Below are 13,493 nucleotides of genomic sequence, written 5' to 3' on the forward strand. Positions count from 1 at the left end.
GCGTCCCGACCCGCCGTAGCGCAGGCGGCGGGAGCCTGTCCACGTCCCCGGGTCAGCGCACGATGGCGCGCAGCACCCCGACGACGACGGCGCCGTAGGCCAGGTGCGGCACGGCGTCGGCCGCCCACGAGGAGACGGGCCACTCCCTCGGGTCCGAGACCCCCAGCGCGGCCATCGAGCCGTCGGCCAGGGCCATGGCGGCGCCGCCCGCGCCGACGGCGGAGACGACGAAGGGAGAGCGGACGCCCAGCGCCCGGCCCAGCCCCCACAGCGCCCCGACGCCGACCCCGGTGGCGATGCCCTGCAGCGGCCCCAGCCCCTGCAGCCGGTTCTCCCTGCTGGCGCCCTCGCCGGGGACGTCGACGTGAACCCTCTCGGCCAGCGCCTCGACGGTGTCCTGCGGCGTGGACGACGACGGGCGCCCGCGCACCGCCATGTCCAGGTAGGTGGCGGCGTTCAGCGCGGTCACCCCGGCCGCACCGGCCGCGGCCCCGCCCAGCAGCCCTCGCACGACGTGCACGTCGTCCCCCTCCGCTCGGTGAGGCCCCAAGGGTGCGACGGCGGAGCCGTGCGCGCACCCCCGGTGGTCGCGTCAGCGCGAGCCGAGGGCGAGGACCTCGCGCACCAGCGGGGCGATCTGCTCCGCCTCCACCAGGAAGCCGTCGTGGCCGGCGGTGGAGGTGATCAGCCGCAGCCCGCCGACGGTGGCCGGGGAGGCGGCGGTGCGCTCGGAGTCGGCGACCGGGTACAGCCGGTCGGAGTCCACGGCCGCCACCACCATCGGGGTGCGGGCCGCGGCGAGCGCGGCGTCGGTGCCGCCGCGCCCCAGGCCCACGTCCCAGGTGTTCAGGGCGTCGGTGAGCGCGACGTAGCTTCCGGCGTCGAAGCGGCGCACCAGCTTGGTGGCGTGGTGGTCCAGGTAGGACTGCACGGCGAAGCGGCCGGGGCGCTCGGGCGCCAGGGGGTCCTCGCCGGGCTGCGCGAGGCGGCCGAAGCGGGCGTCGAGCTCGGCGGGGCTGCGGTAGCTGAGGTGCGCGAGGCGGCGCGCCAGGCCCAGGCCGGTGTGCGGGCCCTGCCCGTCGGGCAGGTCGTGGTAGTCGCCGCCGCGCCAGCCGGGGTCGGAGACGACGGCGGTGATCTGGGCGCTCTGGGCGCCGATCTGGTCGGCGGTGGAGGCCGCGCAGGTGGCCAGGACGAGCGCGGCGCCGACGCGGTCCGGCTGCGCGACGGCCCACTCCAGGGAACGCATGCCGCCCATCGACCCGCCGAGGACGGCGGTGAAGCGGGCGATGCCGAGGGCGTCGGCGAGCCGGGCCTCGGCGGCGACCTGGTCGGCGACGGTGATGCGCGGGAACGCCGAGCCCCACGGCTGCGCGGAGCCGGGCCGGCGGGAGGCGGGGCCGGTGCTGCCCTGGCAGCCGCCGAGGACGTTGGCGGCCACGACGAAGAAGCGGTCGGTGTCCAGGGCCTTGCCGGGGCCGACGAGCTCGGGCCACCACCCGGGGGTGGGGTGGCCCTCGCCGGCGTCGCCGAGGACGTGGGAGTCACCGGTCAGGGCGTGCTCGACGAGCACCGCGTTGGAACCGTCGGGGGCGAGCNNNGAGCTCGCCCCACGTCTCGTAGGCCAGGCGCACCTGCGGCAGCGCACCGCCGAGCTGCAGCGGCAGGTCGCCGACGTCGGCGAACCGGCGCCGGCCGACGGGGTCGCCCTCGCGCCAGGCGCCCGTGGCCGGCGGTGCGGCCGTGCGGGCGGCGGGCAGGGCCGCCGCCACCGCCCGCGCCGCCTCGCCCGCGTCCACCGCGCCGCCCGCCGGGCCGCTCACCGCCTGCTCCACCACGTCGACCGTCACGTCTCCCCCGCTCCCCATCGCGTCCAGTGTCCCCGCTGCGCCGCGCTCAGGCGGCCGCGGCGAACCCGAGGGCGAGGTCGGCGAGGACGTCCTCGATCGCCTCGATGCCCACGGACAGGCGCACCAGGCCGGGGGTCACGCCGGAGCTGAACTGCTCCTCGACGGTGAGCTGGCTGTGGGTGGTGGAGGCGGGGTGGACCACCAGGGAGCGCACGTCGCCGATGTTGGCGACGTGGCTGTGCAGGACGAGGGCGTCGACGAACCGCTTGCCGGCCTCGAGGCCGCCGGCGATCTCGAAGGCGAGCACGGAGCCGGACCCGCGCGGGGTGTACCTCTGCGCGGTGGCGTGCCAGGGCGAGGACGGCAGGGAGGCGTAGTTGACCTTCTCGACCTGCGGGTGGGCGTCGAGGAACTCGGCGACGGCGCGGGCGTTGCGCACGTGCCGCTCCATGCGCAGCGAGAGGGTCTCCAGGCCCTGCGCGACGAGGAACGCGTTGAACGGCGCGGCGGCGGGGCCGAGGTCGCGCAGCAGCTGCACGCGGGCCTTGGTGACGTAGGCGGCCGGGCCGACGGCGTCGGTGAAGACGACGCCGTGGTAGCTGGGGTCGGGGGTGCTCAGGCCGGGGAAGCGCCCGGAGGCGGCCCAGTCGAAGCGGCCGGAGTCGACGACGACGCCGGCGATGGAGGTGCCGTGCCCGCCGAGGAACTTGGTGGCCGAGTGCACGACGACGTCGGCGCCGTGCTCGATCGGGCGCACGAGCCAGGGGGTGGCGACGGTGTTGTCCACCACGAGCGGCACGCCCGCCGCGTGGGCGGCGTCGGCGACGGCGGCGATGTCGAGGACGTCCCCGGCGGGGTTGGAGATCGTCTCGGCGTAGAACAGCTTCGTCGCCGGGCGCACGGCGGCGCTCCAGGACGCGGGGTCGTCGGGGTCCTCGACGAACGTCGTGGTGACGCCCAGCTTGGGCAGGGTGTGCCGGAAGAGGTTGTACGTGCCCCCGTACAGGCGGGGGCTGGCCACGACGTGGTCGCCGGCCTGAGCGACGTTCAGCACGGCGAGGGTCGTCGCGGACTGGCCGCTGGCCACCAGCAGGGCGCCCAGGCCCCCCTCGAGGGCGGCGATGCGCTCCTCGACGACCGCCTGGGTCGGGTTCATGATCCGCGTGTAGATGTTGCCGAGCTCGGTGAGGCCGAAGAGGGCGGCGGCGTGGTCGGTGTCGCGGAAGGCGTAGCTGGTGGTCTGGTAGATCGGCAGCGCGCGGGCACCCGTGGTGGGGTCGGGCTGCTGGCCGGCGTGGACCTGCAGGGTGTCGAAGCTCCACGCGGCGGTGGCGGCGGGGCTGGCGGGGGGCGTGCCGGGGTTCTCGTCGGTGCTCACGGTGGGGTCCTCGTCCGTCGGGGGTGGTGGGGGCGTCAGCGGGGACGCGGACACCAGCCGTCGAAGAGGTACGGGCGCCGGCCCGGCCAGAACGGGTCGAGCACGACCAGGACCGGGGACATGGCCCGATGGTGCCGCCGGGACGGGCACCCGGGCAACTCCCGCCCCCCGATTGGTGACAGAAAGTAATTGCCTCGGCACCATGCGACGCGGCTCGTCCTCTGGCACGCTGGCCTCGACCACGACGGGCAACCCTGTGATCACACAGCATCACCACGCCTGTGGACCCCCGGAGCAGCAGGAGCACCATGGACGCCAGGCCGACGAGCACCGACGCAGCCGTCACGGACGACTCGATCCAGGTCGTGCGCTGGGACGCGCCCCCCTGGGCCTCGCGCGGCCTGGAGGTCGAGGGCGGGTGGCTGCACGCCTACGAGTCGCAGGTGGTGCCCCTGGAGGGCGACGAGGGCGCCGAGCGCCCCTGCCCCGTGCGCCTGGAGTGCACCGACCTCGCCTACGCCGAGAGCGGCCAGACCGTCCTGCGCCGCTTCGGCCCCCGCGTCTTCATCGGCGACACCACGCAGATGTCGCTGACCGAGGCCCGCCGCCTCGTCGCCGCCCTCGGCGAGGTCATCGAGCGCGCCGAGGGCACCGGCCGGTAGCGCCGCACGGCCCCGCGGGAACGGGCACTAGGTTCTGCCCATGGCTGTCTCCCGCGCCGTGCGCATCGTCTCCCCCGGTCAGCTCGAGGTCGTCGACGTCGAGGTGGCGCCCCCCGGCCCCGGTGAGGCCCTGGTGAAGGTCGCCCACTGCGGCATCTGCGGCTCCGACCGCGAGGTGTTCGCCGGCACCCGCCCCGCCGAGTTCGTGCGCTACCCCGTCGTGCCCGGCCACGAGTGGTCCGGCACCGTCGAGGCCGTCGGCGCCGGCGTGCCCGACGGCCTCGTCGGCCGCGGCGTCGTCGGGCAGGGCATCCGCACCGCCGAGGGCACCCCCGCCTCCGTCGCCGGAGACACCGAGGGCTGGGAGCAGGAGTACGAGGAGACCGGCTTCACCCTGCCCGGCGGCTGGGCCGAGTACCTGACGATCCCCGCCCGCTACCTGCACCTGCTCCCGGAGGGCGCCGACCTGCGCGCCGCCGCCGGCATCGAGCCGGCCGCCTGCGTGGCCGAGGCCGTGCTGCTCGCCGACGTCTCCGCCGGTTCGAAGGTGGCCGTCGTCGGCGCCGGCACCCTCGGCCTGCTGGCCGTGCAGCTCCTGCGCGGCGCCGGCTGCGAGGTCACCGTCGTGCACCGCAACGACAGCCGCGAGGAGCTCTCGCGCCGCTGCGGCGCCGCGCACTACGCCACCACCGAGGGCGCCGAGGCGCTGGAGGGCACCTTCGACGCCGTGATCGAGGCCGCCGGCGCCCCCGGCGTCGCCCGCACCTCCGTGCGCCTGGCCCGCCGCGGCGGCCGCGTCGTGCTCACCGGCATCCCCGCCGCCGACGCCGACGACCTCTCCTCCCTGGAGCTGGTCTCGCGCAACGTGCACGTGCTCACCGTCTTCGGCGCCCCCACCCGCGCCTGGGCGTATGCGGTGCGCGCCTTCGCCGCCGGCGTGCTGGACCCGACCCCGCTCATCACGCACGAGTTCGCCGTCGAGGACGCCGCGAAGGCGCTGGACGTCCTCGGGGACCGCTCCTCCGGGGCGCTGAAGGTGCTGCTGCACCCCTGACTCGGCACACCTGACGCGGCACACCTGACGCGGCACACCTGACGCGGCCGCCGGCGAGCGCCGGCGGCCGCGAGCCGACAGGATCGCGCCGTGCGCACGTGGGTGGTGAACAAGTGGGAGGACGCCCGGTCGCGGCTGTGGTTCCTGCCGGGGCTGATCGTCCTGTTCGAGGCGGCGCTCGCCGAGGTGCTGGTGTGGATCGACAGCACCTACGGCGACACCACCGGCGCCGCCGGCTCGTGGCTCTTCAGCGGCTCGGCCGACGCCGCCCGCACGCTGCTGTCGGCGATCGCCGGCTCCCTGCTGACGGTCGTGTCGATCGCCTTCTCGCTGACGATGATCGCGCTGCAGCAGGCGTCCTCGCAGTTCTCCCCCCGCATCCTGCGCGGCTTCACCTCCAGCCTCACCAACCAGCTGGTCATCGGCGCCTACACCGGCACCTTCGTCTACTCGCTGCTGGTGCTGCGCACGGTGCGCAGCGGCGAGCAGGGCCCGGTGTTCGTGCCGGGTCTGGCCGTGACCACCGGGGTCCTGCTGGCGCTGACCTGCATGGGCCTGCTCGTCTTCTTCATCCACCAGGTGTCCCTCGCGCTGCAGGTGTCGGTGGTGATCTCCCGGCTGCGCGACGACCTCCTGGCACAGCTGGAGGGCGACCACCCCAGCGAGGTCGGGCAGCGGGCCGCCGCGCCGGACGACCACCCGGATCGGGCCGCCGCGCTGCGGCGGGAGGTGGCCGAGCGCCCGCACACCCTCGTGCGCGCCCGGCGCGGCGGGTTCGTGCGCGGCTTCGACGCCGACCGGCTGCTGAGCACCGGCGAGCACGCCGACGCCGACGACCCGCTGCTGGTGCACGTGCGCGCCGGCGTGGGCAGCTTCGTGGCCCGCGGGTCGGTGATCGCCGCGGTCGCCCCGCCCCCGGAGCCGGGGGTCGTGGAGGACGTGCGCTGCTCCGTGCTGCTCGCCGACGAGCGCACCCCCCCGCACGACCCGCTGTTCGTGGTGCAGCAGCTGGTGGACGTGGGGCTGCGCGCGCTGTCGCCGTCGACGAACGACCCCACCACCGCGGAGCACGTCCTGCTGCACCTGGGGGACGCGCTGGGCACCCTCGCCGACCGCGACCTGGAGCCACCGGTGCGCACCACCCGCGACGGCCGGCTGCTCCTGCTGCTGGAGCGCCCCGACTGGGCCGGCCACGTCGACGCCGCCTTCAGCCAGCTGCGCCGCGCCGGCGCCTCGCACGTCTCGGTGACCCTGCGCCTGCTGGAGGTGCTCGCCTTCCTGGGCGAGCGCGTCCCGGCCGGGCGCGTGGAGCCGCTGCTGGCCCAGGTGCAGCAGGTGCTGGAGGTGGTCGAGGACCAGCCGTGGACCGTCGAGGACCGCCGTCAGGTGCACGAGCGGGCGGCAGAGCTGGCGCGGGAGCTGGCGGCCGGCCGCTGAGGGACCGCACCGGGCGTCCCGGTGAGCGGGGGGCGGGACGGGTCGCACCGAACCGCTTGACCGCTGGACCACCGTGGCCTTCCCTGGACGGGTGCCCCTGAGCCCCCCGGCCGGGCCGTCGCGCTGGGCCGAGCGGGTGGCTGCGCGCGGCGTCCGGGTCGTCCCGGCACCGCGCCGCTCAACGAACGCGGTCCCCGCGCCGAGGTGCGCCCCGTGACACCCGTGACACCCGCGACACCCGCGGCACCCGCGGCGAGCCGTCGGTGGCGCGGCGGCACGCTGCAGCACCGCCTGCTCGCCCTCGTCCTCGTCCCCCTGCTCGGGATGACCCTGCTGGTGGCGGGGCTGGTGCGCGACCGCACCGCGCAGCTGCGCTCGGTGGACGAGGCCGTCGCCCAGGTCCGCGCGGCGGTCGCGCTGGACGCCGCGCGGGTCGCGGTGGTGCAGGAGTCCGTGCCGGCGCTGGTGCTGCGCGCGCGCGGCGGCGGGGCCGGCCCGCGGGAGCTGGTGGACCTGGAGGTCGCCGACGTGGAGCGCCAGCTCGCGCGGGCGCGCGCCGAGGTGGACCGGGCGCTGGCCGCGGCCCGCGGCACCCTCGCGGCACCGCAGGCGCGGCGGACCGCCGAGACGCTGCGGCTGCTGCGGGGGCGCGCGGCGGACGACGGCACGGCCGAGGCGCTGTTCACCGACTACGGCGCGCTGTCCGACCGGCTGGGCGTCGACGTCGCCGCGCACGTGCGCCGCGCCCGCGCCCAGGGCCTGGACGGGGCGGGCACGGCGGCCGTCGGCGACCTGCTGCGCGTCTCGCACGCCACGACGCTGGCCAGCGCCGAGCTGCCCCTGCTGCTGACCGCCGCGCTCACCGACGGCGCCGGCACCGGCACGGCGCGCGGCCGCTTCGTGGAGGTGTGGGGCGGCTACCGGCACGCCGCCGCGGAGGTCGTGGCGAACTCCTCCCCGGACGTGGTGACGGCGTGGACGGCGGCGGTCGCGGGCCGGGCCCGCGCCGTGGACGCCACCGCCGCCGCGGCCGCCACGGCCGGCCAGGAGCCGCCGCCGGACCGCCTGCCGGCGCTGCTGGAGGCCAACGCGCGCCGGGAGGCGGGGCTGCGCGCCACCTTCGACACGGCGGCGGCCCTGACCGTGGACGCGGCGACGGCCCGGTCGCGGCGCGTCCGCTCGGAGCTGAGGGCGCTGGTGGCCCTGGCGGCCGGGCTGCTCGCGGTCAGCCTGGTCGGCACGCTCGTGGTGCGGCTGTCCCTGACCCGCCCCCTGGACCGGCTGGCGGCGCAGGCCCGGACCGTGGGCGCCGGTGAGCTGGTGGACGTGCAGGAGTCCGGCCCCGAGGAGGTGCGCACCGTCGCGCGCGGCCTGGCGGCCGCCGTGGAGGGGCTGCGCCGCCTTCGCGACCAGGCGCAGGCCGTCGCCGACGGCGACCTCGACTCGGAGGTGGCCCGGCGGCCCCTGGAGGGGCCGCTGGGCGAGGTGGTGCACGCCTCGGTCTCCCAGCTGATCACGGCCATCCAGGAGCGCGAGCGGCTGCGCGCCGACCTCGTGCACCAGGCGTCCCACGACGCGCTGACGCAGCTGCCGAACCGGGCGCGGGCGCAGGTGCTGCTGGAGCGGGCGCTGCGCGACGCGGAGCGCGAGGGACACCGCACGGGCCTGATGTTCGTCGACCTGGACCGCTTCAAGCACGTCAACGACTCCCTCGGGCACGCCGCCGGCGACGAGCTGCTGCGCGTGGTCGCGGCCCGCATGGGCGGAGCCGTGCGCACCGGGGACGTGGTGTGCCGCCTCGGCGGTGACGAGTTCCTCGTCCTGGTGCCGGTGGTGGTGGCCCCGGACGCCGCGACGGGCCTGGAGGGCCTGCGCGAGCCGGCGCAACGGCTGGTGCAGGTGGTGAGCGAACCGGTGCGGCTGCGCGGGCGGGAGGTGGCGGTGGGCGCCAGCGTGGGCGTGGCGCTGAGCGGGCCGGGCACCGGCCCGGAGCAGCTCCTGCACGACGCGGACGCGGCGGCGTACCGGGCCAAGGCCGCCGGCCGCGGCGTCGTGGAGGTCTTCGACGAGCGGGTGCGCGCGGAGCTGAGCGCGCGCAGCGCCACGGAGGAGGCCCTGCGCACCGGCCTGGAGCGCGGGGAGCTGGTGCTGCACTACCAGCCGGTCCTGGACCTGGCGTCCGGCCGCACCCGCAGCGCGGAGGCGCTGGTGCGCTGGCGCCGCCCCGGGCACGGCCTGGTGCGCCCGGACGCGTTCGTGCCGGTGGCCGAGCGCAGCGACCTGGTGTGCGACCTGGGGCGCTGGGCGCTGCGCGAGGCGGCCGCGCAGCTGCTGCGCTGGGACGCCGAGGGCGGCGAGCGCGCCGGGCTGGCCGTGGCGGTGAACGTCTCCGGGCGGCACCTGGCCTCGCCGCGGCTGCTGGACGACGTGGTGGAGGCGCTGGCCGCCGCCCGCCTGGACCCGGCCCGGCTCACCGTGGAGATCACCGAGACGGTGCTGGTGGACGAGCCGCTGGCCCTGGAGCACCTGCGGGCGCTGCGCGGGGCGGGGGTGCGCGTCGCCATCGACGACTTCGGCACCGGCTACACGTCGATCGGGCAGCTCTCCCGCCTGCCGGTGGACGTGCTGAAGATCGACCGCAGCCTGGTGGCGTCCATCGACGCCGGGCACGCGGCGCTGGTGCGCCTGGTGGTCAGCGCCGCGCACTCCTTCGGCCTCGGTGTGGTCGCCGAGGGCGTGGAGGAACCGCACCAGCTGGCGCAGCTGGTGGCGACGCGGTGCGACGCGGCCCAGGGCCACCTGTTCGGCCGGGCGGTGCCGCCGGAGCACCTGGCGACACCGCGGCTGCCGGCACCGGTGGAGCCGGCCGGGGCCGCCCTCGCGGGGGCCGCCGTGCCGCTGCCGGTCCCGCGCGGCTGAACGCCCGGGTGCGGACCCGTCCCGCCTGGCCGAGCATCGGGGCGGACGCGAGGGCAGTGGACGCACCGGGAGGTGCCGTGGCGCGATCGGCGCAGGCCGTGAAGAAGACCGCCGTCACCGTCGGCGGCGGGGCGCTGACGCTGGCCGGGGTGGTGCTGCTGGTCCTGCCCGGCCCCGGGTTCGTCCTCGTCGCGGCGGGCCTGGCGGTGCTGGCGACCCAGTACGCGTGGGCGCGCCGGCCGCTGCGCCGCGCGCAGCGGGAGGCGTGGCGGGGCGTGGACGAGGTCGGCGAGCGCCGTTCGCGGGCGGTGCTGTCGGTGGTGTGCGCGGTGGTGCTCGTCGTGCTGGGGGTGCTCGGCCTGGTGGGGGTGGGCCTGCCGCTGCTGGGGGCATGGTCCGGGGCGTTCCTGGTGCTCAGCGGCGTGTTCCTGGGCGCGGTGGTCGCCTGGGCGCACACCGGGCGGGGGCGCCGCGCGCGGGCCGGGTACCGGGCGCGCACCCGCCGGGGGCGCTGAGGGGCCGCGGCCCGCCGCGCCGAGCCCGCTCGGCAGTCCCCCGCCCCGGCGCCACCGACCCCGCTCGACACCGCTCCCCGGAGGAACCCCGATGAAGATCGTCATCACCGAGTGCGACCACGACTCGTTCGAGCCCGAGGAGGCCGTCGCCACCGCCGCCGGCATCGACCTGGTGCTCGCGCGGTCCCGTTCGCAGGCCGAGGTCGTCGAGAACGCCGCCGGCGCGGAGGGGGTCCTCGTGCAGTACGCGCGGATCACCGCCGACGTCATGGACGCGCTGCCCGGGCTGCGCGCCGTCGGCCGCTACGGCGTGGGCGTGGACTCCGTCGACGTCGAGGCGGCCACGGCCCGCGGCATCGCCGTGTGCAACGTCCCCGACTACGGGGTCGACGCCGTCAGCGACCACGCCCTCGCGCTCGCCCTCGCCGCGTCGCGCGGGCTCGTCCGGATGGACCGCTCGGTGCGGGCCGGGCGGCCGGACCTGGCCGCGGTGCGTCCCGTCCACGCCCTGCGCGGGCGGACGTTCGGCGTCGTCGGCACCGGCCGCATCGGCACCGCCACCGCCCGCAAGGCCGCGGCCCTGGGGTTCGAGGTGATCGGGCACGACCCCGGCTGCGCCGGCCCCGACGACGTCCCCCTCGTCGGCCTGGACGAGCTGCTGGAGCGCTCGCACGTCGTCTCGCTGCACGCGCCGCTGACCGACGGCACCCGCGGGCTCATCGGCCGCGAACGGCTGGCACGGGTGCGCCCGGACGCCGTCCTGGTCAACACCAGCCGCGGCGGGCTCGTCGACACCGACGCGCTCGTCGAGGCGCTGCAGCGGGGCCGCCTCGCCGGCGCCGGCCTGGACGTCACCGACCCCGAGCCGCTGCCGGCCGGGCACCCGCTGCTGGGGATGGACCAGGTCGTGCTCACCCCGCACCTCGCCTGGTACACCGAGGAGTCCTACGCGGAGCTGAAGCGGCGCACCGCCGCCAACGTCGTCGACGTCCTCGCCGGCCGCCGCCCCCGGGACGTGCTGAACCCGCAGGTCCTCGGCGCCCCCGGGCGCAACAGCGCCTTCCCCGTCGACGGCGACCGGCCCGCCCGCTGACCCCGCCCCAGGAGGAACCCCCCGTGGACACCACCCCCGCCGCGGCCGGCGCCGGCGACCCGATCGCCGCCGCCACCACCGCCCGCCTGGTGCCCGTCGTCGTCCTCGACGACGCCGCGCACGCCGCCCCGCTCGCCGACGCCCTCGCCGCCGGCGGGCTGCCCGTCGCCGAGGTCACCTTCCGCACCCCCGCCGCGGCCGACGCCGTGCGCGCGATGACCGACCGCGGCGGGGTCCTCGTCGGCGCCGGCACGGTGCTGACGGCCCGGCAGGTCGACGAGGCCGTCGCGGCGGGCGCCCGCTTCGTCGTCTCCCCCGGCCTCAGCCGCGCCGTCGTCGAGCGCTGCCGCGAGCACGGCGTCGCCGTCCTGCCCGGGGCGGTGACGGCCACCGAGGTCCAGGCCGCGCTCGAGCTCGGTCTGGAGGTGCTGAAGTTCTTCCCCGCCGCCACCTCCGGCGGGCCGGCGGCGATCGCCGCGCTCGGCGCCCCGTTCCCCGGGGTGCGCTTCGTGCCCACCGGCGGGATCGGGCCGGACGACCTCGCCCGCTACCTCGCGCTGCCCGCGGTGGCGGCCGTGGGCGGTTCCTGGATGGTGCCGCGCGACCGGATCGCCGCCGGCGACTTCGCCGCCGTCACCCGGCTGACCGCGGACGCCGTCGCCCGGGTGGCCGCCGCGTGAGCGCCGGGCCGGCGAGCGCGGGGCTGCGGCTGCGCGCGGCGGGCGAGTGCCGCTTCGACGCGGTCGCGCTCGGCGAGGTGATGCTGCGCCTGGACCCGGGCGAGGGCCGCATCCGCACCGCGCGCTCCTTCCGCGTGTGGGAGGGCGGCGGGGAGTACAACGTGGTGCGCGGGCTGCGCCGCACCTTCGGGCACCGCACGGCGATCGCGACCGCGCTGGTGGACAACGAGGTGGGCCGGCTGGTCGAGGACCTCGTCCTCACCGGCGGGGTGGACACCTCCCTGGTGCGCTGGGTGCCCTTCGACGGCGTCGGCCGCGAGGCGCGCAACGGGCTGAACTTCACCGAGCGCGGGTTCGGGCTGCGCGGCGCCGTCGGCGTCTCCGACCGCGGGCACACCGCCGCCTCGCAGCTGCGCCCCGGTGACGTGGACGCCGAGCACCTCTTCGGCGAGCTGGGGGTGCGCTGGCTGCACACCGGGGGCGTCTTCGCCGCGCTCAGCGAGTCCGCGCGCGCCACCGCCCTGGAGTTCGTGCGCGCCGCCCGCCGGCACGGCACCGTCGTCAGCTACGACCTGAACTACCGGCCGAGCCTGTGGCGCGCCCTGCGCGAGCGCCCCGCCGAGCTGGAGGCCGCGTGGGCGGCGAACCGCGAGATCGTCCGCGAGGTCGACGTCCTCCTCGGCCACGAGGGGCACCTGGCCGCCGTGCTGGGGTTCGAGGCCGCCTCCGCCGGCGACGGCCCGCACGAGCTGGGACCCGCGGAGCTGACCGGCAAGTTCGAGCGGCTGGCCGGCGAGTTCCCGCGGCTGGCGGTCGTGGCCACCACGCGCCGCACCGTGCGCAGCGCCACCCGCAACGACTGGGGCGGAGTGGCGTGGTCGCCCGCGACGGGGCTGCTGCGCTCGGTGTTCCGCGAGGACGTCGAGGTGCTCGACCGCATCGGCGGCGGCGACTCCTTCGCCTCCGGCCTCGTGCACGGCCTGCTGCGCGGGGAGGACCTCGCCACGGCGCTGGAGTACGGCGCCGCGCACGGCGCCCTGGCGATGACGACGCCCGGCGACGCGACGATGGCCACCGAGGCGGAGGTGCTGGCGCTGGCCGCCGGCGGGCGCTCCGGCGTGGACCGCTGAGCACCGGGCGGGCGGGTCGCCGGCCGGTGCGGTGAGTCCGGGCGCTCGCGCGAGTCACCCCCGTGAGCCGCCACCGGGAGGAGAGCACCGTGACCGAGGACGCGAGCACCACCCCCGTCGACCCGCACCCCGTCGACCCGCACCCCGTCGACCTGCACCCCGTCGACCTGCACCCGGCCGCCGAGCGCACCGCGCGCGTGGTGGCCGCCGTGCCCGAGGAGCTGCTGGACGCGCCGACGCCGTGCGCCGGCCTGACCGTGGCCGACCTGCTGGAGCACGTGGGCGGCCTGGCCCCGGCCTTCACGGCCGCGGCCCGCAAGGACCTCGGCCCGCTGACGGACACCCCGCCCGGGGGCGGGCCCACCGGGCTGCCGGAGGGCTGGCGCGCGCAGGTCCCCGACCGCCTGCGCGTCCTCGCCGACGCGTGGGCGGCGCCGTCGGCGTGGCGCGGGGCCACGCGCGCCGGCGGGGTGGACCTGGGAGCCGGCGAGGCGGGGCTCGTCGCTCTCGACGAGCTCGTCCTGCACGGCTGGGACCTCGCGGTGGCGACCGGGCAGCCCTACGGGGTGGACCCGGTGGACCTGGCGGCGGTGCGGGCCTTCGTGGAGTCGGTCCCGGCGGACCCGGCCGCCCGCGCCGGGCTGTTCGGGCCGCCGGTGCCGGTGCCCGCGGGCGCCCCGGAGTTCGACCTCGTGCTGGGGCTGGCCGGGCGCGACCCGGCGTGGCGGCCCCCGGCCGCGTGAGCCCGGGATGCGAAGAGCCCCGCAGGTCGGTG

At 77.6% G+C, this 13,493-nt stretch carries 11 protein-coding genes and 1 pseudogene; 9 read left to right on the forward strand and 3 right to left on the reverse strand.

The genetic code is table 11. The features are described from left to right. Positions 1-52: 52 nt before the first annotated feature. The 3 genes and pseudogenes from MN205_RS13305 to MN205_RS13315 all read right to left on the reverse strand — a co-directional run bounded on the left by MN205_RS13305 (position 53) and on the right by MN205_RS13315 (position 3,228). Positions 53-520 (reverse strand): hypothetical protein, encoded by a 468-nt coding sequence (locus MN205_RS13305; protein ID WP_242128050.1) that lies wholly within the window; start codon positions 518-520, stop codon positions 53-55. Positions 521-592: 72 nt separating this feature from the next. Then, positions 593-1,772 (reverse strand): annotated as a pseudogene (locus tag MN205_RS13310) (homoserine O-acetyltransferase). Positions 1,773-1,896: 124 nt separating this feature from the next. Beyond that, entirely contained in the window at positions 1,897-3,228 is a 1,332-nt protein-coding gene (locus MN205_RS13315) for a bifunctional o-acetylhomoserine/o-acetylserine sulfhydrylase (protein WP_242128054.1), read from the reverse strand. Between the two features lie 308 nt (positions 3,229-3,536). Between MN205_RS13315 and MN205_RS13320 the strand changes: the two genes are divergently transcribed. The 9 genes from MN205_RS13320 to MN205_RS13360 all read left to right on the forward strand — a co-directional run bounded on the left by MN205_RS13320 (position 3,537) and on the right by MN205_RS13360 (position 13,461). Further along, positions 3,537-3,890 (forward strand): hypothetical protein, encoded by a 354-nt coding sequence (locus MN205_RS13320; protein WP_242128056.1) that lies wholly within the window; start codon positions 3,537-3,539, stop codon positions 3,888-3,890. A gap of 40 nt (positions 3,891-3,930) precedes the next feature. Further along, positions 3,931-4,944: a zinc-binding dehydrogenase gene (locus MN205_RS13325; RefSeq protein WP_242128057.1), complete on the forward strand. Its 1,014-nt coding sequence runs from the start codon at positions 3,931-3,933 to the stop codon at positions 4,942-4,944. A gap of 90 nt (positions 4,945-5,034) precedes the next feature. Then, the gene (locus MN205_RS13330) at positions 5,035-6,381 is read left to right on the forward strand and encodes a DUF2254 domain-containing protein (protein WP_242128059.1); all 1,347 of its coding nucleotides are present in this window, start codon (positions 5,035-5,037) and stop codon (positions 6,379-6,381) included. 213 nt (positions 6,382-6,594) lie between these two features. After that, positions 6,595-9,300, forward strand: a complete 2,706-nt coding sequence (locus MN205_RS21265) for an EAL domain-containing protein (RefSeq protein ID WP_308220281.1) — start codon at positions 6,595-6,597, stop codon at positions 9,298-9,300. A gap of 77 nt (positions 9,301-9,377) precedes the next feature. Further along, a complete protein-coding gene (locus tag MN205_RS13340; protein WP_242128061.1) occupies positions 9,378-9,815 on the forward strand; it encodes a PGPGW domain-containing protein in 438 nt (145 codons plus the stop codon). A gap of 91 nt (positions 9,816-9,906) precedes the next feature. Beyond that, positions 9,907-10,908 carry a C-terminal binding protein gene (locus MN205_RS13345; protein WP_242128063.1) on the forward strand — a complete coding sequence of 334 codons (1,002 nt, stop codon included), beginning with the start codon at positions 9,907-9,909 and terminating at the stop codon, positions 10,906-10,908. Positions 10,909-10,931: 23 nt separating this feature from the next. Beyond that, positions 10,932-11,588, forward strand: coding sequence for a bifunctional 4-hydroxy-2-oxoglutarate aldolase/2-dehydro-3-deoxy-phosphogluconate aldolase (gene eda / locus MN205_RS13350; RefSeq protein ID WP_242128065.1), 657 nt, complete (start codon positions 10,932-10,934; stop codon positions 11,586-11,588). An 80-nt stretch (positions 11,589-11,668) separates the two neighbouring features. Beyond that, positions 11,669-12,718, forward strand: a complete 1,050-nt coding sequence (locus MN205_RS13355) for a sugar kinase (protein ID WP_374115940.1) — start codon at positions 11,669-11,671, stop codon at positions 12,716-12,718. An 89-nt stretch (positions 12,719-12,807) separates the two neighbouring features. Then, complete coding sequence (locus tag MN205_RS13360) at positions 12,808-13,461, forward strand: TIGR03086 family metal-binding protein (protein WP_242128068.1); 654 nt, start codon at positions 12,808-12,810, stop codon at positions 13,459-13,461. Positions 13,462-13,493 lie beyond the last annotated feature (32 nt).

This window comes from Kineococcus sp. TRM81007, assembly GCF_022669155.1.
Taxonomy (GTDB): domain Bacteria; phylum Actinomycetota; class Actinomycetes; order Actinomycetales; family Kineococcaceae; genus Kineococcus.